Below are 20,586 nucleotides of genomic sequence, written 5' to 3'. Positions count from 1 at the left end.
TCACCCGCGGTCGAGCGGGGTGCAGATGCACGACCGGTTGCCGTCGGCGTCGGCGACCACCCAGTAGGACGGGGCCTCGGCGTCGCTGACGAGCGTGCCGCCGGCGTCGAGAACCGCCTTCAGCCGACGCTCTCCCTCGTCGTGCGGCACCCAGACGTCGAAGTGCCAGCGCTGCTCGACGTCCTGCTCCGGCAGCTCCGCCCCCCGCTCGTCGTCGGGCCCCGGCGGCTCCTGGAACCACAGGCCGGGCACCTGCCCGCTGGGGTCGACGGGACCGCCGTCCTGCATCTCGGCGCCCAGCAGGGCGGAGTAGAACGGGCCGAGCCGGGTGCCGTCCGACGTGTCGACCGCCGGCTCGAGCTCGGTGAGCCCGGAGGTGTCCGCCGCGGCACCGAGCTCGGCAGCGAAGCCGCTGATCCGGCGCGCGAGGTCGATGTCGCGGCTGGTGATCCCGCCGACGTCGTGGCTGCTGAGGGTCACGACCACCTCGGGATAGGTCAGCGAGACGTCGGGGTGGTGATTCGCCTCGTCGGCGGCTGCACCGATCCTGTCGACCAGGGCGACGCCGGTGGCGAAGTCGCCCGTGCGGAAGCGGGCCCGGAGCCGGTTGAGGACCTTGCGCCAGTCGTCGATCCCGGCGTCGAGGATCTGGTCGTGGGTGAGACGTGCCTTCGGGTCGGAGGTCGCATCGCTCATCCTGCGACCCTGCCACGGGCCACCGACAGCGACCACCCCCTACGGATCGTCGAGACCATGGACCGAGTCTGACACCCTGTGTCCATGGGATTCCCCGGCACTTCTGTCGCGTCTGCGATCCACTCGGCGACCGTCGTCCCGCGCCTCTACGCGGCTGCGCTGAAGGCCGGCCTGGGGCCGTCGGGCGCCTTCGAGGTGCTGCAGGTCTCGCAGGCCGCGCTGCAGGCGGCCGCCGCGAACGGTCGCGGCGTGCCCGGTCGCAGCAACGCGATGCGCCACTTCATGTGGCAGGCCGTGCTGACTGCGCGGTTCGGCGCGGACGTCGCGCAGGCCATCGCCGCGGCCCAGGAGGCCGGGACGCCGAGCCACCGCGACTCGAGCGTCGACCAGCGCAACAACGCCGTCGGCCAGGCCTACGGTGCCGAGCACGTCGACGACCTGACCGCCGGATCGGCCTCGGCCGCGATGACTGTGCTGGTGCCGGTGGCGCTGGAGAAGTGGGAGTCCGACGAGCTGGTGTGGGTCAGGCCGCACTGACTACCAGGAAGTGAGGCCGACGCGGTCGTGCTCCCCGTCGGGCCAGACCGCGCGCACCACTCCGGCGGCGGCCAGCGCCTTGCGGCAGCCCGGGCAGGGCGGGTCGGTGATGTAGGCCGTCGCGCCCTTGGTGTCGCGCGTCGCGAAGAGCAGCGCGTTGACCTCAGCGTGGATGGCGATGCAGAACCCGGCCGTGCCCGGCCGGTCGTAGTCGCCGAGCCCGGGCACGTCGTCGTACGACAACCGACCGCGCGGGCAGGCCCCCATCAGGCAGTCGTCCTCGCCGGGCGCGGCGCCGTTGTAGCCGGTCGCGATGATCCGGTGGTCGATCGTCAGGACGGCACCGACGCGGCGGCGCGTGCACTTGGCGCGGGCGGCGACGGCGGTCGCGATGCCGAGGAAGTAGTCGTCCCAGCCGGGCACGGACCCCGCAACTGTGATGGTCTCGCTCACGGGAGCACAGACTGCCCGATCTCACCCGGGTTGTAGGCGACTTCCCAGCGGAAGCCGTCGGGGTCGGCGAAGTAACCGGTGTAGCCGCCCCACTCGCGCTCGACGGGCTCGCCGATCTCAGTGGCACCGGCGACGGCCGCCTGCTCGAGGACGGTGTCGACACCCCGCTTGGTGGAGAGGTTGTGGGCGAGGGTGATCGGGGGTACGCCGCCGCGCGCCGGCTGGTGGCCGACCTCCTCGACGAAGAACGACTCGGCCCAGAGGCTGAGCACGACCTTCTCGGCCACGCGGAACATGAGCACCTCCCCCGCCTCGTGGAGCTCGGGCTCCCACCCGAGGCCGTCGACATAGAACTTCCGGGAGACCTCGAGGTCGGTGACGACGAGGGTGATGAAGCTGACGCGCTGGTCCATGCTCAGTCCTTCTCGGGCGGTCGCGCGGCGAGGCGCACGCGCTGGCGGCCCATGTCGTCGAAGTTGTCGTCGTCGAGCCAGGCGTCGAGGGCCGCGCGGACGCGGGGCCACTCGAGGTCGGTGATCGAGAACCAGTCGGTGTCGCGGTTGCGGCCCTTGTAGACGAGCGCGTTGCGGAAGCGGCCCTCCCAGATGAAGCCGAGCCGGAGCGCGGCGCGGCGCGACGGGGCGTTGAGGCTGTCGCACTTCCACTCGTAGCGGCGGTAGCCCAGGTCGTCGAAGGCGTGACGCATCAGCAGCGCCATCGTCTCGGTGGCCGCGCGGCTGCGCTGGAGCTGGCGGCCGAAGGCGATCCCGCCAACCTCGATCGAGCCCATGGTGGGGTCGATCCGCATCAGCGAGCAGAAGCCGGCCGCGCGACCCGTCTCGACCGGGACGATCGCGAACGTCACCTGTGTGGGGTCGGCCATGCGGTCGGCGACGTGCTGCGCCATCGCCTCGCGGTCGCGCGGTCGCTCCCAGAACAGGTAGGTCCAGATCGGGTCGTCGTCCGTCCGGCACACCGCGCTGTACAGGTCGTCGACGTGCTGGGGCCCGATCGGCTCCAGGCGGACGCCGGCTCCCGCGATCACCACGTCCCGCGCGGGGGCGGTGGCCGGGGTCCAGTCGACGGGGCGGCCGAGAGGTTGGCCGTGGTCGTTGGTGGACCTGGTCCGCGTGGCCGACAGCTGCACGCCCACGGGCCGGCTCATCGCAGCGCCTCTGCGACGGCCGCGATGCCGCGCTCGACCTCGTCGAACGACGTGCTCAGCGGCGAGAGCCCGATCCGGAGGCCGCCCGGGTCGCGGTAGTCGGGGATCACGTCGCGCTGCCACAGCGCGGCGGTGACCTCGCGCATGCGGTCGTGGTGGAGCGTGATGTGGCCGCCGCGCTGCGCGGGGTCGCGCGGCGACGCGAGAGTGACCTCGGGCAGCGTCGCCTCGGCGAGCTCGACGGCGTATGACGTCAGCGCGACGGACTTCTCGCGGATCGCCTCGATGCCGGCCTCGTCGACGAGCTCGAGCATGCTCTGCATCGCGACCATGCCGAGGATCGGCGGGGTGCCGGAGATGAAGCGGCGGATGCCGGGGGCGGGCGTGTAGCCGGGGCCCATGAGGAACGGGTCGGCGTGGCCCATCCAGCCCTGGATCGGCTGGGTGAGCTCACCCTGCAGGCGGGCGTTGACGTAGCCGAAGGCGGGCGAGCCGGGGCCGCCGTTGAGGTATTTGTAGGTGCAGCCGACGGCGAGGTCGACGTCCCACGCGTCGAGGGCGGTCGGGACGACGCCGGCGGAGTGGCAGAGGTCCCAGAGCACCAGCGCCCCGGCCTCGTGGACGATCCGGGTGAGCTCGGGGGCGTCGGCGAGCCAGGCCGAGCGGTAGGCCACGTGGTTGACCACGACGAGCGCGGTGCGCTCGCTGACCGCCTCGCGGACCTGGTCGGCCGTGACGCCGGCGGAGGTGTCGACCTCGATCCAGCGCAGGGTCAACCCGCGCTCGGCGGCGATGCCCTCGGCGACGTAGCGGTCGGTGGGGAAGTTGTCGGTGTCGATGACGATCTCGGTGCGCGCGGGGTCCGTGCGTACGGCGTGGTCGACCGCGGCGCGCATCAGCTTGTAGAGCCAGACGGTGGTCGAGTCGCCGATCGCGGTCTGGCCGGCGGCGGCCCCGAGCGCGATCCGGCCGAGGTCGTCACCGAGGGTCGTGGGCAGGTCCATCCAGCGCTCGTCCCAGCCGCGGATGAGCCGGCCACCCCACTCCTCCTGGACGAATGTGGTGAGGCGGTCGGCGACGTCGGCGACCGGGCGGCCGAGCGAGTTGCCGTCGAAGTAGACGAGGTCGGACTCGGCTCCGACGAAGCGGTCGCGCAGCGGGGCGAGGGGGTCGGCGGCGTCGAGCTCGGCCGACGAGCGGGGGGATGCGGTGCTCACCCCAGCAACCTACCGAGCCTGCCTCGTGCCCTCAGTAGCAGACCGCTCCGTCGGCCGCCGAGTGGACGACCTTGCGGTACTTGCCGAGCACGCCGCGGGTGTACTTCGGCGGCAGCGGCTCCCATCCCTCGGCGCGCCTGGCGAGCTCGTCCTCCTCGACGTGGACGTCGAGGGTCATGTTCGCGACGTCGAGGGTGATCCGGTCACCGTCCTGCAGGAACGCGATGGGGCCGCCGTCGCTCGCCTCGGGGGCGATGTGCCCGACGCACAATCCGGTCGTCCCGCCGGAGAACCTCCCGTCGGTGATGAGCAGGACGTCCTTGCCGAGCCCGGCGCCCTTGATCGCCCCGGTGATGGCGAGCATCTCGCGCATGCCCGGGCCACCCTTGGGGCCCTCGTAGCGGATGACGACGACGTCGCCGGCCTTGATGGCACCCTCGGTCAGCGCGTCGAGCGCCTTGCGCTCGCCGTCGAAGACGCGGGCGGTGCCGGTGAAGGTCGAGTCGTCGAAGCCGGCGCTCTTCACCACGGCGCCGTCCGGGGCCAGCGAGCCCTTGAGGATCGTCAGGCCGCCGGTGGCATGGATCGGCCGGTCGAGCTGGCGCAGGATCTCGCCGTCGAGCGGCTTGGGGTCGAGCTCGGCGAGGTTCTCCGCCATCGTCTTGCCGGTGCAGGTGAGGACGTCACCGTGGAGGTGGCCGGCGTCGAGCAGCGCCCGCAGCAGGACCGGGATGCCACCGACGCGGTCGAAGTCCGTCCACACGAACCGGCCGAACGGCTTCATGTCCGCGAGGTGCGGCACGTTGCGTCCGATGCGGGTGAAGTCGTCGAGCGTCAGGTCGACCTCGGCCTCGCGGGCGATCGCGAGGAGGTGGAGGACGGCGTTCGTCGAGCCACCGAGCGCCATCGCCATGGTGATCGCGTTCTCGAAGGCGGGCTTGGTCATGATCTGGCGGGCGGTGATGCCCTCGCGCAGCATGTTGACGACGGCCTCGCCGGACTTGTGGGCGAACCCGTCGCGGCGGCGGTCCACGGCCGGCGGGGACGAGCTGCCCGGCAGCGACATCCCCAGCGCCTCGGCGACGCTGGCCATCGTGTTGGCGGTGTACGCCCCTCCGCACGCGCCCTCGCCCGGGCAGATCGCGCGCTCGATCTCGTCGACCTTCTCGCGCGTCATCTTGCCGGCGAGGCAGGCACCGACCGCTTCGAAGGCGTCGATGATCGTGACGTCCTTGCCGTCGACCTGGCCGGGCATGATCGTGCCGGCGTAGAGGAACACGCTCGCCAGGTCGAGGCGCGCGGCGGCCATCAGCATGCCGGGCAGGGACTTGTCGCAGCCGGCGAGCAGCACCGAGCCGTCGAGCCGCTCGGCCATCATCACGGTCTCCACGGAGTCAGCGATGACCTCACGGCTGACGAGGGAGAAGTGCATCCCCTCGTGGCCCATCGAGATCCCGTCGGAGACCGAGATCGTGCCGAACTCCAGTGGGTACCCACCCGCCGCGTGCACGCCGTTCTTCACGGCCTTCGCCAGCCGGTCGAGGCTCAGGTTGCAGGGCGTGATCTCGTTCCAGCTGGACGCGACGCCGATCTGCGGCTTCTCCCAGTCGTCGTCGCCCATGCCGACCGCCCGCAACATCCCCCGCGCGGCGGTCGCCTCGAGGCCGTCGGTGACGGCGCGGCTCCGGGGCTTGATGTCGGGTGCGTCAGCTGCGTGGCTCATGGCGTCAGGCTAGTCGGCACCCTCCCGCTCCCCCGGCCGCGTCTCAGGCGGCATGGCCGTACCTCTCCTGCTTCAGGTCCTCACGACGTTCGTCGAGGTATTGCACCTCCGCGACGAACTGGTGCACGGCCGGGTGGTCATCCGGCGTGCCGTGGACCATCCGCTGCATCCGCTTCCAGAACGGCGAGACGCGACACCTGATCGCCGGATCCCCGATCCGTCTCGAACGGTCGACCCACTCGTACGCCTCGATCGACGTCATCGACCGCAACCGCCGCGGCACCCACCACCCCGTAACCGTGAGGTCCGTGTGCGCGGGGTACCGGCTCCCGCCATGGGTGCGCGCCCCGTCCGCACGCATCGGACCCACCTCCTGACCGGTGTCCTCGTCGTGGAAGTCCATCCGCAGCCCAGCCATCCGCAACAACCGCTCCACCACACTCATCCGCGGACTCGTGCGCCCGGTCTCCCACCGCGCGACCACCGACTGCGAGACCCCGAGCAGCGCAGCCAACCCGCGCTGCGACACGTCCAGGATCCGCCTGATCCGCCGCACCATCCCCGGGATCCCGCCACGGAACGGCCCCATCAGCCAGACCTCGCGCTCCGCCTGCGTCCACCTCGCCATGCAGTCCCACGGCGGCAACCCGCCCACCTGCTCCGCCTGGTCGCCTGCCTCCATGTGCCCCGCCACCCCTGCCCGTTCGCCTGCGCACCCACCGTCAGGCGCGTCGTACAGCCAGCACAGACTCCGGCACCGACAGCTCGGACAGCTCGTCCACAACCTGCTGGGTAGGACCCCGAACCACGCGCCTGTGGACGGTTGATGGCCCACGGTCACCGCTGACCACCCCTCCAAGCGGCCCCCCACTCCCGGACCACTTGCCTCCGAGTCCCTCAGAGACTCACGGGCACGTTGAGGCTGGAAGGAAGGCTCCTGCACAGGCGATCGCCTGGTCGAAGAACAGCTTGCCCATCAGGCCCATGACCGCGCTGCGCGTGCCAGCGGCCCAGTCGTCAGGCGAGCTGCGCGGCGCGCACCACGAGGACGTCGGGGAGGTCCTTGTGGATCTCCGACCACGTGCCGCCCTCGTCGGCCGAGGCCCACACGCCGCCGTTGCGTCCGCCGAAGTAGAGGCCGACCTGCTCGTGGTCGTCGGCGCACATCGCATCGCGCATCACCGCGGTGAAGTAGCCGTCCGGCAGGGCGCCGTCGCCCAGCGGCTCCCACGACGCGCCTGCGTCCGTGGTGCGGTAGACGCGGGCCTTGCCGTCGACCGGCCACCGGGCCTCGGCGCCGGTGATCGGGAAGTTGTACGCCGTGTCGGCCCGGCGGGGGTGGGCGACCATCGCGAAGCCGAACTCGGTCGGCAGTCCGGGCGCGATGTCGGTCCAGGACGAGCCGCCGTCGTCGGAGCGGTAGACGCCGCCGTGGTTCTGCAGGTAGAGCCGCTCGTGGTCGACCGCGTCGCGCGCCACCTTGTGCACGCACTGGCCGAACTCGGGGTAGTTGCGCTCGCCGGGGAAGAACTCGGCCTTGACGCCGGTGTTGGAGGGCGCCCAGGTCGAGCCGCCGTCGGAGGTGGCGTACACCCCGCCGGTCGAGAGCGCGACGAGCACGCGCGACGGGTCGTCCGGGTGGGGCAGGATCGTGTGGAAGGCCTGACCGCCGAAGCCCTCGTTCCACTCGTCACGGTGCGGGTGGTCCCACAGCCCGCGCACCAGCGAGAAGGACTCGCCGCGGTCGTCGGAGCGGAAGACGGCGCCCGGCTCGGTGCCCGCCCACACCACGCCGTCGCCACCGTCGGCCGAGAGGCCGGGCTGCAGCTGCCAGACCCGCGCGAGCGTCGCTCCGGTGTCCTCCGGGAAGCGCGCCGCGCCGTTGGGCGTCTCGTCCCACGACGCTCCCAGGTCGTCGGAGCGCCACACCTGCGGCCCGAGCCAGCTCGACGAGGCGCCGGCCAGCAACCGCGGCGCGGAGCCGCGGGTGTCGATCATGACGGAGTAGACCTCCTCCATCGGGAAGTGCGGCCCCGTCCACTCCCACGACGTACGCGCCTCGTCCGAGGTGCCGAGCCACAGGCCCTTGCGGGTGCCGACCATCAACAACGTGCGGGTCATGTCATCCTCCTCCAGAGTCGCAGGGCTCAACCAGAGCCCCACAGGTCAGTCCGCGGTCCTCCTGGCGAAGGCTCGCAGGGCCAGGGGAGCCGTCACCGCGGTGATGAGGGCGACCCAGATCAGGGTGCTCAGCACGGGGTGCTGGAGCGGGAGCGCCGCGTCGGGACCGACGGGTACGTCGTTGCCCCAGAGCTCGCGCACGGCCTGGACGAGCGACGACAGCGGGTTCCACTCCGCGACCGTGCGCAGCACGCCCGGCATTGCCTCGGTCGGCGCGAACGTGTCGGCGAGGAAGGTGATCGGGAACATGGTCGCGAACATCAGGCCGTTGACCGCCTCGACGGACCGCATGGCCGAGCCGACCAGGATCCCCACCCAGATCATCGCGAAGCCCCAGGAGAGCAGCAGCGCGTAGGCGAGCATCGCGTCGAGGACGCCCTCGCGGATGCGCCACCCCACGGCAAGACCGGTCAGCGACATGATCACGACGCCGATGCTCGAGTGGAGCAGGCTGGAGATGCTGCGTCCCACCAGCACGGCGGCCGGGTTGATCGGCAGGGAGCGCAACCGGTCGACGATGCCCTTGTCGATGTCGGCGGTGAGCCCGACGGCGACGATGAACGACGCGAACGCGATGGTCTGGCCCATGATCCCGGCCATCAGCCACTCGCGGTAGCCGGCCGGCGACCCGCCGACCGCGATCGAGCCGCCGAAGACGAACGCGAAGAGGAGCACGAACATCACCGGCTGGATGGTGACGTCGAGCAGCATCTCGGGCATCCGCCGGATGTGGATCAGGTTGCGGCGGGTGATGACGAGCGACTGGCGCAACAGCGACGTCCGACGGATCTCGGGCCGCTCGATGTGGGCGTCGCGGCGGCCCGTGCCCTGCTGCGCGCTCGTGGTGGGGGTGCTCATGCCACGTCCTCGTCGTCTCGGGGGGTGCTCGGATCCTCGGCGCGGTGTCCGGTGAGGTGGAGGAACACGTCGTCGAGGCTGGGGCGCTGGAGGCCGAGGTCGTCGAGGTCGATGCCGCTGTCCTCGAACGCCGCAGCCAGGCGGGTGACGTCGGCGAGCCCCTCGCCCTGGGCGGTGATCCGCCGGGCGGACTCGTCGATGTGGTGGTCCGGCACGATCGACACCATCAGGTCGGCGGCCCGCTGCAGGTCCTCCGACCGCGACACCGTCACCACGAGGGCGGCGCGACCCGAGGCGTCCTTGAGCTCGATCGGCGTCCCCTCGGCGATCACCCGCCCGTGGTCGATGACGACGATGTTGTCGGCGAGGTGGTCGGCCTCCTCGAGGTACTGCGTGGTGAGGAGGAGGGTGGTGCCCTCCCTCACGAGCTCGCGGAGCACGTCCCACAGCTCGAGGCGGCTGCGCGGGTCGAGACCGGTGGTCGGCTCGTCGAGGAACAGCACCGGCGGCGTGGCGACGAGGCTGACCGCGAGGTCGAGCCGCCGGCGCATGCCGCCCGAGTACGTCTTGACGATGCGGTCACCGGCGTCGGCGAGCGAGAACCGCTCCAGGAGGTCGTCGGCGATGCGGCCCACGGCGCGGGCGTCGATGCCGTAGAGGCTGCCGATCAGCCAGATGTTCTCGCGGCCCGTCAGCAGCTCGTCGACCGTCGCCGACTGGCCGGTGAGCCCCATCGAACGACGTACGGCGGCCGGGTCGGCGAGCACGTCGTGCCCCGCGACCCGGGCGGTCCCGCGCGTCGGCTTCGTGAGCGTCGTCATCATCCGCACGGTGGTCGTCTTCCCGGCGCCGTTGGGCCCGAGCAGCCCGAGGACCGTCCCCCGCGGGACCGCGAAGCTGACGTCGTCGACCGCCAGCGTCTCCCCGAACTCCTTGACCAGTCCTTCTGCCTCGATCGCGTGATCGTGTGCCACCCCGATGACCGTCCCCTCCGTGACTATTCCGATTAGGAACACTACTCTGCTGGGGAGATGAGTCAAGACCTTCCGGTGACGGCGTACGCGATCCTCGGCCTCCTCACGTTCGGCGACGAGCTGACGGGGTACGAGATCAAGCAGCGCGCCGACATGACGCTCCGCTTCTACTGGGTCTCCCCCGCGACCAGCCAGATCTACACCGAGCTGCGCCGCCTCGCCGACCACGGCCTGGTCCGCGCCGACGCCCACGCCGACGGCGGGCGCGAGGTGACGTCGTACGCCATCACGGACGCGGGGCAGGAAGCACTGCGCACCTGGATGGCGGAGACCCCGGCCGGCTTCCCGGTCCTCAAGCACCCGGTGCTGCTGCGCCTCCTGGTCGGCCACGCGAGCGAGCCGGCGCGGACCCGGCAGATGCTCCACGACTACCTCGTCGAGCTCGACCAGGCCCTCGCCGACCTCGGCGGCGTACGCGAGTCGCTGCGCGGCGCGGACAGCGAGGGCGAGCCGTTCCGGTTCCCGGCCCTGGTAGCCGACTGGGGGCTGGACTACTTCGCGGCGGAAGCGGTGCACACCCAGCGGGCGCTGGCGAGCCTGGGCGATCCCGGTCCGTCGGCGACTGCCTAGGGCTCATACCCTTGGCCGCGTGACAACGCGACCGAGCCGTTCCCTGCTCGGTCCGGTGGGACTGGTCCTGATCGGCATCCTGTCCGTGCAGATCGGCGCCGCGATCGCGAAGGGCCTCTTCGGCGAGATCTCACCGACCGCGATGGTCTGGCTGCGCCTCATGACGAGCGCGCTCGTCCTCGCCGCCGTGGCGCGACCCAGGTTCACCGGTCGGAGCCGCCGCGACTGGTTCGTCGTGCTCGGCTTCGGGGCGAGCCTGGCCACGATGAATTGGGGGATCTACCAGTCGTTCTCGCGCCTCCCGCTCGGCATCGCGGTGACGATCGAGTTCATCGGTCCGCTCACCCTGGCCGTCCTCGGCTCGCGGCACGCCCGCGACCTCGTCTGGGTCCTGCTGGCGGGTGTGGGCGTGGCCCTGCTCGGCTTTCAACCGGCCGACCTCGACCTGCTCGGCGTGCTGTACGCCCTGCTCGCCGGCGCCGCGTGGGCGGCGTACATCCTGCTCAGCGCGAGCACCGGGCGCCGGTGGGCCGGCTTCGACGGCCTGGCCGTGGCGAGCATCGTCGCTGCCCTCGGCATGACGGTGCCGGCCTTGCTGAGCGCCGGCTCGGACCTGTGGGACGGCCGGATCCTGCTGATCGGCGCGCTCGTCGGGCTGCTCAGCTCGGTGATCCCCTACAGCTGCGAGCTCGTCGCGCTGCGCAGCCTGCGGCCTGCGGTCTTCGGGATCCTGATGAGCCTCGAGCCCGCTGCGGCCGCCCTGGCCGCGATCGTCGTCCTGAGCGAGCACCTGTCGGTGCTGCAGTGGCTGGCGATCGCCTGCGTGGTGGCGGCCTCGATCGGCGCGACCCGGTCGGGCGCGACACCCGGGGAGAAGCCCGGTGAGCACGAACACCGACCCGGCACACTGGCCCCATGACGCGCTCGGGGCTCACCTCACTCGTCCCTTCGCTCGTCCTCGTCCTGGGCGTCACCACGGCCTGCTCCGACCCCGCCCCGGCTCCCATTCCGAGCACGACGCAGCCGACGGACCCGACCAGCCAGCCCACGCCCAGTGAATCCCCCAGTGAGTCCCCCAGCGACTCAGGGGCGAACGGCGACGACGCGAAGGGCCCCGAGGCGGTCGGCACGCTCGTCGACCGCCTCGAGGTCCCGTGGGGCGTGGACTTCCTCCCGGACGGTGCCGCGGTGGTGACCGAGCGGATGACCGGGCGCGTCCTCCGGGTCGAGCCCGGCGGCACCCTGAGCCGGCTCGGCGCGATCACGACCTCCGTACCGCAGGGCGAGGCCGGGCTCCTCGGCGTCGCGGTGTCGCCGGACTTCGACACCGACCGCACCCTGTTCCTCTACCTGACGACCAGCTCGGACAACCGCGTCGTCAGGGCCGAGCTCGACGGCGACCGGCTGGGCGAGCCGACCGTGGTGCTCGACGGCATCCCGGCGGGCTTCATCCACGACGGCGGCCGGATCGCGTTCGGCCCCGACGGCCACCTCTACGTCACCACCGGCGAGACCGGCGACCCCGAGCTCGCCCAGGACCCCGACAGCCTCGCCGGCAAGATCCTGCGGATCACCGTCGATGGCGATCCCGCGCCGGGCAACCCCGACCCCGGGTCCCCCGTCTGGTCGCTCGGCCACCGCAACGTCCAGGGCCTCGCCTGGGACGACGAGGGCCGGCTCTGGGCCTCGGAGTTCGGCGACTCCACCTGGGACGAGCTCAACCTCGTCGAGAAGGGCGGCAACTACGGCTGGCCCGAGGTCGAGGGCACCGGCGGCGGGTCGGACTTCATCGATCCCCAGCTGGTCTGGCCGGTCGAGGACGCCTCGCCGAGCGGCCTGGCCTACGCCGACGGGCACCTCTGGATGGCCGGGCTCCGCGGGCAGCGGCTCTGGCGGATCAGGGTGTCGGCGAAGGGCAGGGCCACCCGGCCGACGGCCTTCTTCACCGAGGACTACGGCCGACTGCGGACCGTCGTGACGACGCCCGACGACCAGCTGTGGCTGACGACGTCGAACCAGGACGGCCGGGGCGAGCCGGCCCAGGGCGACGACCGGATCGTGGTCATCCAGCCCTGACGGGCTCCCCCGCTGTGACGACGGCGCGGCGCGCCGCCCGGCGCAGGGTGGTGAGGATCGCCGGCCCGAGCACGACGATGGCGACCGCGGTCGTGATCGCCCGGCCGGTGTCCCAGCCACCGGTTGAGGTCAGCAGCGTGTAGACCAGGAAGCGGTGGGCGTTATCGAGGACCGGTGCGCCGGCGACGTACGCCAGCGAGCCCTCGTGCTCCGGCACGACGATGCCGAGGGTGAAGGGCCAGAAGCTGAGGTTCATCAGCATGCCGTAGAGGTAGGCCGCGACGACGGCGTAGACGACCAGCATCGCGACCTCCGCGCGACCGGTGACGCGACGTGGGAGCAGGCCGGCGAACATCCCCACCCAGGCCGCGCAGATCATCTGGAACGGCAGCCACGGCCCGACCCCCGCGGTGAGCAGGGCGGAGGCGAACATCGACGTACATCCGAGGGCGAACCCGAAGCCCGCTCCGAAGACCCGTCCGCCGAGCACGAGCAGGAAGAACACCATCTCGATCCCGGCGGTGCCCGCGCCGAAGCCGCGGAGCACGGCGTTGATCGCCGACAGCACGCCGAGCACGGCGAGCACGCGCGCGTCCATGCCGCCCTCCCCCATCTCGGCGAGAACGACCACGATCACCAGCGTCAGCAGTGCCAGGAAGACGAAGGGCGGCTCGACCCGTTGGCCCGGCTCGGCGTCGAGCAGCAGCGGCCAGCACAGCATCATCAGGCCGGCGAGGGACGCCAGCGCGAGCACGCCCGCGGTGCGGGGGCCGATCGGCATCGCCACGGTCTTCAGCGGGCTCTTCGTCCCAGGCTTCGTCCCAAGCTTCGTCGGGGTGCTCATCGGCGGAGCTCCTCGAGCGCGGCGGCGACTTCCTCGACGACGAGCCACGGCGGGCCGAGCACCTTGGTGACCTGCGGGGCGAAGGACGGCGACTCGGCGAGCACCCGGCGGGGCGGACCGCTCGAGACGACCTCGCCCTCGGCGAGCACGACGACCTCGTCGGCCACGTGCGCGGCGAACTCGACGTCGTGCGTCGCGAGCAGGACGGCCCGTCCCTCGGCGGCGAGGTCGGCGACGATGCGGGCGAGCTCGGCCTTGCCTGCGTAGTCGAGGCCGCGGGTGGGCTCGTCGAGCAGCAGCACCGGCGGTCGCGCGGTCAGCACGATCGAGAGCGCGAGCGCGAGCCGTTGGCCCTCGGACAGGTCACGCGGGTGGAGGTCCTCGTCGATGCCGGGGGCGAGCCGGTCGAGCAGCCCGCGACAGGTGCCGGGACCGGCCTCGGCGCCGACGTCGGCGGCAGCGCACTCGTCGGCGACCGACTCGAGGTAGAGCAGGTCGGCGGCAGTCTGCGGCACGAGCCCGACGTGCGTACGCCGCTGGGCGGGCGCGAGCGACGCCGGGTCGTCGCCGTCGACGTCGACGGTGCCCGAGTGCCGCTTGCCCGACCCCTGGAGCGCCCAGATCAGGCTCGACTTGCCCGAGCCGTTGCGGCCCATCAGCACGGTGACGCGGCCCTCCGACAGCGTCAGGTCGACCTCGCGGACGGCGACGTGGGTCCCGTGGACGACGGTGACGCCGCGCGCAGCAAGCACCGCCCTCGTCGCGGGTGCGGGGACCGGCTCGGGTGGCGTGAGGGCGGGCAGCGACCGCGCCTGACGTCGCGCGTCGCGGACGGTGAGCGGCAGCGGGTCCCACTGCGCGAGGCGGCCGAGGTCGACCAGCGGTGGCGCCACGGGCGAGTCGGCGAGGACCGCGCGGGGCTCGTCCACGCGTACGGTCCCGTCGCCCGCGACCAGCGCGATCCGGTCGGCGAACGGCACGACGCGCTCGAGCCGGTGCTCGGCGAGCAGCACGGTGAGGCCGAGGTCGTGGACCAGGCGGGTGATCGTCGCCAGGACGTCCTCGGCCGCGGTCGGGTCGAGGGCGGAGGTCGGCTCGTCGAGGACGAGCACGCGCGGGTGGGTGGTCAGCACCGAGCCGATGGCGACGCGCTGCTGCTGGCCGCCGGAGAGCGTGCGCAGGTCACGGGCGCGCAGGTCGGCGATGCCGAGTAGGTCGAGCGTCTCCTCAACCCGGCGCCGCATCGTCTCCGGTGCCGTGCCGATCTGCTCCATGCCGTAGGCGAGCTCCTCCTCGACCGTGTCCGCAACGAACCCGGCCAACGGGTCCTGGCCGACGTAGCCGACGAGGTGCGCCCGCTCGCGCGGCGGCTGCTCGACGATGCTCGCGCCGTCGAGCAGCACGTCGCCGCTGAGGACGCCGCCGGTGAAGCGCGGCACCAGGCCGGTGATGACGCCGAGCAGGGTCGACTTGCCGACGCCGGTGCGCCCCGACACGAGGACCAGCTCGCCCTCGTCGAGGGTGAGGTCGACGTGGCGGAGCACCTCGTGCTCGTCGTAGCGGAACCCGATGCCGCGCAGCTCGATGACGCTCATGCCGTCACCTCCCGTCCGGCGAGGGCGGTCGCGGGCACCGGCGTCGCGACCGCGGGAGCAGTGCCGAGCACGCCGACGACCAGGGCCAGGGGCGAGAGGTAGGGCATCGCGTCGACGCCCGGGTAGGCGACGACGACCTGCGTGTGGCCGACGTACCAGCCGAGCACCGCGACCACGAGGCCGGTGCCGACGGTGACGAGCTCGGGCGTGCGCCACGGGTCGGGGCGGTAGCGGGTGCGCTGCACGCGGCGGCCAGCACTGACGAGGCCGAGCACGGCGACGACCGCGCCGACGCCGAGCATCGGCAGCGCGAGGACGCGCGGGGCGGTGGGGTCGAGCCAGGCGTACGTCCCCACGCAGATGCCGGTGAGCGCGAGGAGCAGCAACGCGCCGGTCAGCCGCCGTTCGCCGGGGGACGCACCGCCGGAGCGGCCGTAGCCACGGGTGTCCATCCCGGCGGCCAGGGCCAGGGAGCGCTCGAGCGCGTCCTCGAGGACGGGGACGAGGAAGCGGCGGAGCCGGCCGACGCCCTTCGTGGCGCCGCCGCGGAGGGCCTGGGCTGCGCGGACGCGCCGGGCGCTGTCGGCGAGCTGCGGGAAGATCGTCACGGCGACGACGAGGGCGGTGCCGATCTCGTAGAGCGCCGGCGGCACGGAGGCAAGCAGTCGCTTGGGGTTGGCGAGCGAGTTCGCGGCGCCGACACACAGGATGATCGCGCCGAGCCGCAGACCGTCGTACAGCCCCGCGAGCAGCGCCTCGCTCGTGACCGGGCCGAGCAGGCGGACGCCGGCGGCCCAGCTCGGCAGCGGGATCTCGGGCAGGTCGAGGAGCACGTGCCCGATCTCCTGGCCGCCGAAGACGAGCCGGAAGACGACGCGCATCACGACCGTGATGAGCGCGAGCAGGACGTAGAGCCGGAACGACCGGCCGTAGGGGTGACCGGACCGACGCGCCATCACCACCACCGTCGCCGAGCCCATGATGAGCAGCAGCAGCAGCGGGTTGGTGGTGAGGGACGCCGCCGTGGCCAGCCCGATCGCCCAGGTCCACCAGGCGATCGGGTGCAGGTCACGCGGCAGTCCCCACACGGGCGCGGCCGGTCCGGTCACTGCGCGTCAGACCCCCCGTCTACGACGCGCCACGACGGCGCTGCCAGCGATCGCGATCGCTAGCAGGCCGACGATGCTCCAGGTGACCGCTGCGGGGATGCGGGCCGGCTGGTCGGTCAGCTCCCCCGCCGGTGCGGCCGCACTGGCCGTTGAGTCTCCAGGAGACTCACCGCCCGACTCGGTGGCCTCGGCGTCGTCGCTGGCCGGTGAGTCTCCGGGAGACTCATCGTCCGAGGCGCCGTCGCCGGCCTTCTTGCCGGAGTCCTTGTCCGACCCCTTCCTCGACCCGTTCGTCGACCCTGAGTCTCCAGGAGACTCAGAGGCCAGCGGGGACTCGGACGGGGTCGCCGGCGTGCCCGACGGACTCGCCGAGGGAGAGGAGCCCGAGCCACCGGCCGAGCCGGAGCCGCCGCCCGACCCACCACCCGAGCCCGGGGAGGGACTGGAGGACGGGCTGGACGACTGCGACCCACCCCCGGCCGTCGGCGTCGCGCTCGGCGACGACGACGCTGACGGGGAGGAGGTCGGCGACGAGCTCGGGGAGGACGTCGGCGTGGGCGTCGCGGTCGGGGTGCTCGACTGCACGGGCGGGGCCACGCCGGGCGGGGCCGCTCCGCTCGAGGCACGGTCCTGCTGCCACGACCAGCCCACCGACCCGCCGGCGGGGACGGTGAGCGAGCCCGAGGCGTAGGACGAGTAGGTCCACGACGCCTTCGCGCCGTCCGCCCACCACAGGCCCCAGTAGGCGTCCGCCGGCGAGGCGTTGACGCACGGGTCGGCGGCCGGCTGACCGTTGACCCGGCAGACGAAGCCGGGCTGCCGGCTCGCGTAGGTCAGCGTGACTCCGACGGAGGCGACGATCGCCGTGGCGCTCTTGCCTCCGCCGTCGGGGGCGCACGCGGTGAGGATGCTTCCTCCCAGCTCGCGGTAGTCCACGACGACGCTCACTCCGCCGCTCGAGGTGCACGTGGCAGCCTCGGCAGCAGGAGCCAGGCCGACCACGGCTCCCCCGCCCACCAGGCCGGCGGCCAGGAGGGTGAGGGAGGCGATGACCCGCCGAGATCGGGCATTCATCGAGATCACTTCCGGCGCAACCAGAACTTCGTGCTGACCGCGTCGGCGCCGTCAGCGGTCTGGACGGCCACGACGCGGGTGCGCGTGGTGCCGACCGCGGCCCGGGCCGGCTTCGTCAGGCGCAGGACGACCTTCGCGGTCTCCCCCGCCTCGACGTCGTACGCCGACTTCGCGACGACCAGCACCTTCTTCGCGCCGTTGGGCCGCACGACCTTGCCGACGGTGCGGACCTTCAGCTTGCCGGTGCAGTCCACAGTGGAGTCGCAGGCGACCTCGACCTTGAAGATGCCCTTGCGGCCCACCTTCACGACCTTGGCGACGTCCAGGTCACCCACCGTCGGCTCTCCCGGGACAGGGGTGGGCGTCGGCGTGGCCGGGGTCGCCGTGGCCGCCGTGGTGGCGGTGGACGACCCGGTCAGCGTGGCGACGCGGAACGTGCGCGTGGCCGCTCCGGCCGGCAGCGTGAAGGTGACCGGGACGGTGGACCCCGTGCCGGTCACCGACTTGGCCTCCGAACCGAGGCTCACGCAGGCGGGCTCACCAGCACCGAGGCCGGCAACGGTGACCGTGACGGTGCTCTTCTCGACCGCGCTGGCGGGGGCAGAGACAGTGACGTCCGCGCCGGCGGGGAGGTTCGCCAGGGCCGGCAGCGCCTGGGCGCTCGCCCGGCGGGTGAGCTCCCGCTGCGGGACCGAGAACGAACCGGCTCCGCGGACCGTTGCCAGGTCGGCGGGTGCGTAGGCGATGGCGCCGTTGTCGGCGGACAGCGTCGTCGCGCACGGGGCAATGTCAGCGACCTGGACGCCACGCAACCACGAGGCAGCCTTGGTCGCGGCCGCGTCCTGGCCGGCCTCGGCGAGCGCCCAGCCCGCAAGGCCAGTGGTGTTGGAGTTGACGCCGAGCGCACCCGCGCTGAACGAGCCGTCGGCAGCCTGCTGCGTCTTCAGCCAGCTCGCGGCGAGGAGGGCGGCGCCCTTCGCGGTGACCGAGGCGTCGGGCGTGGCGAGGATGTTGAGCACGGTGAGCGCGGTCGTGTCGACCTCACCCGCCGTTCCCGCTGCGCAGCCCTGCTGGTTCTCGGGCGCGGCCTTGTCCTTGGTGAGCGCGGAGCGGAACGAGCCGTCGTCGCACTGCTGCTTCAGCAGGAAGGCCATCACCTCGTCGGCGAGGTCGGAGTCCTGTCCGCCGAGCGCGCGGGCGGCCCAGGACTGGCTGATCACGTTCAGCGTGTCGGTCGGCTCACCCGAGGGATAGACGGTCTCACCTGCGTTCTGCACACGGCCGACGATCGGACTGGTCGTGGCGACGTTGTCCTCGACGACATCCTGGAGGTCGACGCCGCCGACATTCGTGGCGTCCAGGCCGCCGACCTGCATCAGTGCGATGGCCTTGGCAGCCGAGCCGGTGTAGATCGTCCCGTAGTCGTACCAGGACGTGACGTCGTCGCCGACGGCGGCCGCGATCTGATCGACGGTGGCGTCCTGGCCACCGACGGCGTCGAGCGCGAACGCGATGTCAGCCGAGAGCCCGAGGTCGTCGTAGTCGTACTCGTCGTTGTGGAGGATCCCGGCGGTGAGCTGTCCCTTGAGCCAGGTGGAGCCGGCGGAGACGGCCCGGTCAGCCGGGGTCTCGGCAGCCTGCGCGGGGGCGGCGACGACGAGGGTGGTGGCGGCGAGCGCGACGGCTGCCAGCCCGGAGATGAGCTTCATGGTTCCTTCCTCGCTGCGACAGCGAGGCAAGGTCGGCAGTACGCCGGTCAGCCCCGCTGCATTCCTCGACAGCGATGGTGTTCAAGACGCATCGAGGCAGGTGTTCCGGCTCGCACGGGATCGCTCCCGTGCCCACGGTTGCGGGTCAGCGTCGGTTTCAGACCGACTTTCCCCACCTCGGGCGTGTGTGTTGCCGACCCGGACGGGTGCGGCGAGCGCAGCCTAACCCTCGCCCGGCTCCGGACGCACCTCGGCCCGGCGTCGCGAGACGCCGGGCCGAGGCGGTGTGGTCGATCAGGTGGTGCTGGTGGGTCAGTTGCGAACCCGCAGCGACGTACGAGCCTCGTCGTCCGAGGTCTTCACGAGCGCGACGCGACGCTGGTTGCCCGCGGGCAGGGTCAGCTTGCGCACGATCTTGTCGCCGGACTTCTTGCCCTTGACGCGGACGAAGTCGCCCTTGACCTGCAGGCAGGCGCTCTCGCTCGGCGCGAGGCCGAAGACGCGGAACTGCACACGCTCACCCGCGCGTGCCTCCTTGCGCACCGAGACGATCTGGAGCCGGTCCTTGCTCGCCGGGGCGAACTGGAGGCCGAGGATCGCCTGGGCGGTCGAGCGGCGCCACTCGTCGCGCGCACTGGCCGGGATGCCGGTCGTCGAGGACGCCTTGATCCGGTCCTTGCGGAACGCGACGGCGCCGGTGTCCTTGGTCAGCGCCGTGCGGCACTTGTACTTGTCGACCGGCTGGTTCTTGCGCACCCACAGCGCGGCCTTGAGGGCAGCGTCACGGTTGCGCATCAGGCCGAGCGCGTAGCCGCTGACGGCCGTGGTGTTGGAGTTGATCGAGGCACCGTCACCGGAGCTGCGGAACGCCCCGCTGTTGCGCTGCTTGCTCGCGAGCCACGCGCTGGCCTTGTCGAGGGCCGCGGTGACGGTCGGGGTGCGGTCGCCGGACTCGATCAGGTTGATCACCGCGAGAGCGGTCGCGTCGGCGTCGGCCTCGCTGCCGGCGACACCCTCGGTGCACGACTGGCTGGGCACGTTGGCCTTGTCGAAGTTCAGCCGGAAGTAGCCCGAGGCGCACTGCTGCTTGAGCAGGAAGTCACGAGCGGCACCCGCCTCGGCGGACCGGGCCAGCGTCAGGGCGCGCACCGCGTAGGACTGGCCCACGACGTTGGCGAAGTTGCCCGACTCCGACTTGTCGAAGATCCGGCCGGCGAACGCGGCGGCCTGCGGCTCCTTGGTCGGGTCGGCCGGGACGTCGGCGGTGCGCTCCTCGAGGCGAGCGATGAGGTTGATCCCGCCGTAGCTGATCGGGTTCTTCTTGGCGGTGCGGGCGAAGGTCGCGGCCTTCGCGAGCGGGCCGGCGTAGGACTCCTTGGTCCCGTCGCCGACGTACTCGGCGATGCGCGGCTCGAGCGCGTTGTTGATGGCGGTGACGGTCGCGCCCTGGCTGGTGACCGTCGCGAGCGCCATGCCGGTGTCGATGGTGAGACCGAAGTCGGGCCCGAAGTCCCCGACGACGAGGCCGTTGGTGAGCTCGCCGGCCATCCACTCGGCGGCGATGGTCGAGGGCGTGCTGTCGGTGTTGACCGCAGCCTTGGCGCTGCGGAGGGCCGAGGTGCTGTCAGCCGTGGCCGGCGGAGCAGCGAGCACTCCGGCGCCCAGGGCGACGGTCGAGAGTGCGACCGCGGCTGTCCGGATGGGTCGAAGGCGATGGTGCATGACTTCCTTCCCGCTCGCGCGGG

Annotated in this window: 20 protein-coding genes and 1 riboswitch; of the genes, 4 read left to right on the top strand and 16 right to left on the bottom strand. The window is 72.2% G+C overall.

What is annotated here, in order from left to right:
- A complete protein-coding gene (locus tag EUA06_RS00820; protein ID WP_129473113.1) occupies positions 1-696 on the bottom strand; it encodes a 4a-hydroxytetrahydrobiopterin dehydratase in 696 nt (231 codons plus the stop codon).
- An 84-nt stretch (positions 697-780) separates the two neighbouring features.
- Here EUA06_RS00820 and EUA06_RS00815 point away from each other — a divergent pair, with 84 nt between their 5' ends.
- A complete protein-coding gene (locus EUA06_RS00815) occupies positions 781-1,233 on the top strand; it encodes a DUF6973 domain-containing protein (RefSeq protein ID WP_129473112.1) in 453 nt (150 codons plus the stop codon).
- Here EUA06_RS00815 and EUA06_RS00810 read toward each other — a convergent pair whose 3' ends face one another.
- From EUA06_RS00810 to EUA06_RS00770, 9 genes are all read right to left on the bottom strand, one after another.
- Positions 1,234-1,686 (bottom strand): deoxycytidylate deaminase, encoded by a 453-nt coding sequence (locus EUA06_RS00810; RefSeq protein WP_129473111.1) that lies wholly within the window; start codon positions 1,684-1,686, stop codon positions 1,234-1,236.
- Positions 1,683-2,099 (bottom strand): VOC family protein, encoded by a 417-nt coding sequence (locus tag EUA06_RS00805; RefSeq protein WP_129473110.1) that lies wholly within the window; start codon positions 2,097-2,099, stop codon positions 1,683-1,685. The genes EUA06_RS00810 and EUA06_RS00805 overlap by 4 nt, the downstream gene beginning before the upstream one ends.
- Before the next feature lie 2 nt (positions 2,100-2,101).
- On the bottom strand, positions 2,102-2,851 hold the full coding sequence (locus EUA06_RS00800; RefSeq protein ID WP_129473109.1) for a GNAT family N-acetyltransferase: 750 nt from the start codon (positions 2,849-2,851) through the stop codon (positions 2,102-2,104).
- Positions 2,848-4,068 (bottom strand): kynureninase, encoded by a 1,221-nt coding sequence (kynU, locus tag EUA06_RS00795; RefSeq protein ID WP_129473108.1) that lies wholly within the window; start codon positions 4,066-4,068, stop codon positions 2,848-2,850. Before kynU ends, EUA06_RS00800 begins: the two co-directional genes overlap by 4 nt.
- 31 nt (positions 4,069-4,099) lie before the next feature.
- Positions 4,100-5,791: a dihydroxy-acid dehydratase gene (gene ilvD, locus EUA06_RS00790; protein ID WP_129473107.1), complete on the bottom strand. Its 1,692-nt coding sequence runs from the start codon at positions 5,789-5,791 to the stop codon at positions 4,100-4,102.
- Between the two features lie 43 nt (positions 5,792-5,834).
- The gene (locus tag EUA06_RS00785) at positions 5,835-6,473 is read right to left on the bottom strand and encodes a helix-turn-helix domain-containing protein (protein WP_129473106.1); all 639 of its coding nucleotides are present in this window, start codon (positions 6,471-6,473) and stop codon (positions 5,835-5,837) included.
- A 335-nt stretch (positions 6,474-6,808) separates the two neighbouring features.
- Positions 6,809-7,912 carry a WD40/YVTN/BNR-like repeat-containing protein gene (locus tag EUA06_RS00780; protein ID WP_129473105.1) on the bottom strand — a complete coding sequence of 368 codons (1,104 nt, stop codon included), beginning with the start codon at positions 7,910-7,912 and terminating at the stop codon, positions 6,809-6,811.
- A 45-nt stretch (positions 7,913-7,957) separates the two neighbouring features.
- Positions 7,958-8,830, bottom strand: coding sequence for an ABC transporter permease (locus EUA06_RS00775; RefSeq protein ID WP_129473104.1), 873 nt, complete (start codon positions 8,828-8,830; stop codon positions 7,958-7,960).
- On the bottom strand, positions 8,827-9,804 hold the full coding sequence (locus tag EUA06_RS00770; RefSeq protein WP_129473103.1) for an ATP-binding cassette domain-containing protein: 978 nt from the start codon (positions 9,802-9,804) through the stop codon (positions 8,827-8,829). The genes EUA06_RS00775 and EUA06_RS00770 overlap by 4 nt, the downstream gene beginning before the upstream one ends.
- Before the next feature lie 57 nt (positions 9,805-9,861).
- Between EUA06_RS00770 and EUA06_RS00765 the strand changes: the two genes are divergently transcribed.
- The 3 genes from EUA06_RS00765 to EUA06_RS00755 are packed head-to-tail and all read left to right on the top strand — an operon-like array spanning position 9,862 to position 12,510.
- Positions 9,862-10,434, top strand: a complete 573-nt coding sequence (locus EUA06_RS00765; protein WP_129473102.1) for a PadR family transcriptional regulator — start codon at positions 9,862-9,864, stop codon at positions 10,432-10,434.
- Between the two features lie 19 nt (positions 10,435-10,453).
- The gene (locus EUA06_RS00760; protein ID WP_242497895.1) at positions 10,454-11,353 is read left to right on the top strand and encodes an EamA family transporter; all 900 of its coding nucleotides are present in this window, start codon (positions 10,454-10,456) and stop codon (positions 11,351-11,353) included.
- Positions 11,350-12,510: a PQQ-dependent sugar dehydrogenase gene (locus EUA06_RS00755; RefSeq protein WP_129473101.1), complete on the top strand. Its 1,161-nt coding sequence runs from the start codon at positions 11,350-11,352 to the stop codon at positions 12,508-12,510. Before EUA06_RS00760 ends, EUA06_RS00755 begins: the two co-directional genes overlap by 4 nt.
- Here the strand turns inward: EUA06_RS00755 and EUA06_RS00750 are convergent.
- The 6 genes from EUA06_RS00750 to EUA06_RS00725 form a co-directional block, all read right to left on the bottom strand.
- Positions 12,497-13,354, bottom strand: coding sequence for an ECF transporter S component (locus EUA06_RS00750; RefSeq protein WP_129473100.1), 858 nt, complete (start codon positions 13,352-13,354; stop codon positions 12,497-12,499). The two genes, EUA06_RS00755 and EUA06_RS00750, sit on opposite strands and share 14 nt — an antisense overlap.
- Complete coding sequence (locus tag EUA06_RS00745; RefSeq protein WP_129473099.1) at positions 13,351-14,949, bottom strand: ABC transporter ATP-binding protein; 1,599 nt, start codon at positions 14,947-14,949, stop codon at positions 13,351-13,353. The genes EUA06_RS00750 and EUA06_RS00745 overlap by 4 nt, the downstream gene beginning before the upstream one ends.
- On the bottom strand, positions 14,946-16,058 hold the full coding sequence (locus tag EUA06_RS00740) for an energy-coupling factor transporter transmembrane component T (protein WP_242497894.1): 1,113 nt from the start codon (positions 16,056-16,058) through the stop codon (positions 14,946-14,948). Before EUA06_RS00740 ends, EUA06_RS00745 begins: the two co-directional genes overlap by 4 nt.
- Positions 16,059-16,064: 6 nt before the next feature.
- The gene (locus tag EUA06_RS00735) at positions 16,065-17,132 is read right to left on the bottom strand and encodes a hypothetical protein (protein WP_129473098.1); all 1,068 of its coding nucleotides are present in this window, start codon (positions 17,130-17,132) and stop codon (positions 16,065-16,067) included.
- A 5-nt stretch (positions 17,133-17,137) separates the two neighbouring features.
- On the bottom strand, positions 17,138-18,841 hold the full coding sequence (locus EUA06_RS00730) for a prenyltransferase/squalene oxidase repeat-containing protein (RefSeq protein WP_129473097.1): 1,704 nt from the start codon (positions 18,839-18,841) through the stop codon (positions 17,138-17,140).
- Positions 18,842-18,919: 78 nt separating this feature from the next.
- Positions 18,920-19,058: riboswitch (cobalamin riboswitch) on the bottom strand.
- A gap of 95 nt (positions 19,059-19,153) precedes the next feature.
- Entirely contained in the window at positions 19,154-20,563 is a 1,410-nt protein-coding gene (locus tag EUA06_RS00725; protein ID WP_129473096.1) for a prenyltransferase/squalene oxidase repeat-containing protein, read from the bottom strand.
- Positions 20,564-20,586 lie beyond the last annotated feature (23 nt).

The sequence above is a fragment of the Nocardioides glacieisoli genome, from assembly GCF_004137245.1.
Classification (GTDB): domain Bacteria; phylum Actinomycetota; class Actinomycetes; order Propionibacteriales; family Nocardioidaceae; genus Nocardioides; species Nocardioides glacieisoli.
Note: the sequence above shows the minus strand (reverse complement) of the source record. Positions and strands in the feature narration are given on the sequence as shown.

Excerpts from the sequence above, each read along its gene's own strand:
- EUA06_RS00765 (WP_129473102.1), top strand. The coding sequence starts at position 9,862 with ATGAGTCAAGACCTTCCGGTGACGGCGTACGCGATCCTCGGCCTCCTC.
- EUA06_RS00730 (WP_129473097.1), bottom strand. The coding sequence starts at position 18,841 with ATGAAGCTCATCTCCGGGCTGGCAGCCGTCGCGCTCGCCGCCACCACC.
- EUA06_RS00745 (WP_129473099.1), bottom strand. The coding sequence starts at position 14,949 with ATGAGCGTCATCGAGCTGCGCGGCATCGGGTTCCGCTACGACGAGCAC.
- EUA06_RS00755 (WP_129473101.1), top strand. The coding sequence starts at position 11,350 with ATGACGCGCTCGGGGCTCACCTCACTCGTCCCTTCGCTCGTCCTCGTC.
- ilvD (WP_129473107.1), bottom strand. The coding sequence starts at position 5,791 with ATGAGCCACGCAGCTGACGCACCCGACATCAAGCCCCGGAGCCGCGCC.
- EUA06_RS00725 (WP_129473096.1), bottom strand. The coding sequence starts at position 20,563 with ATGCACCATCGCCTTCGACCCATCCGGACAGCCGCGGTCGCACTCTCG.
- EUA06_RS00750 (WP_129473100.1), bottom strand. The coding sequence starts at position 13,354 with ATGAGCACCCCGACGAAGCTTGGGACGAAGCCTGGGACGAAGAGCCCG.
- EUA06_RS00735 (WP_129473098.1), bottom strand. The coding sequence starts at position 17,132 with ATGAATGCCCGATCTCGGCGGGTCATCGCCTCCCTCACCCTCCTGGCC.
- EUA06_RS00820 (WP_129473113.1), bottom strand. The coding sequence starts at position 696 with ATGAGCGATGCGACCTCCGACCCGAAGGCACGTCTCACCCACGACCAG.
- EUA06_RS00805 (WP_129473110.1), bottom strand. The coding sequence starts at position 2,099 with ATGGACCAGCGCGTCAGCTTCATCACCCTCGTCGTCACCGACCTCGAG.
- EUA06_RS00775 (WP_129473104.1), bottom strand. The coding sequence starts at position 8,830 with ATGAGCACCCCCACCACGAGCGCGCAGCAGGGCACGGGCCGCCGCGAC.
- EUA06_RS00815 (WP_129473112.1), top strand. The coding sequence starts at position 781 with ATGGGATTCCCCGGCACTTCTGTCGCGTCTGCGATCCACTCGGCGACC.
- EUA06_RS00780 (WP_129473105.1), bottom strand. The coding sequence starts at position 7,912 with ATGACCCGCACGTTGTTGATGGTCGGCACCCGCAAGGGCCTGTGGCTC.
- EUA06_RS00785 (WP_129473106.1), bottom strand. The coding sequence starts at position 6,473 with ATGGAGGCAGGCGACCAGGCGGAGCAGGTGGGCGGGTTGCCGCCGTGG.
- EUA06_RS00800 (WP_129473109.1), bottom strand. The coding sequence starts at position 2,851 with ATGAGCCGGCCCGTGGGCGTGCAGCTGTCGGCCACGCGGACCAGGTCC.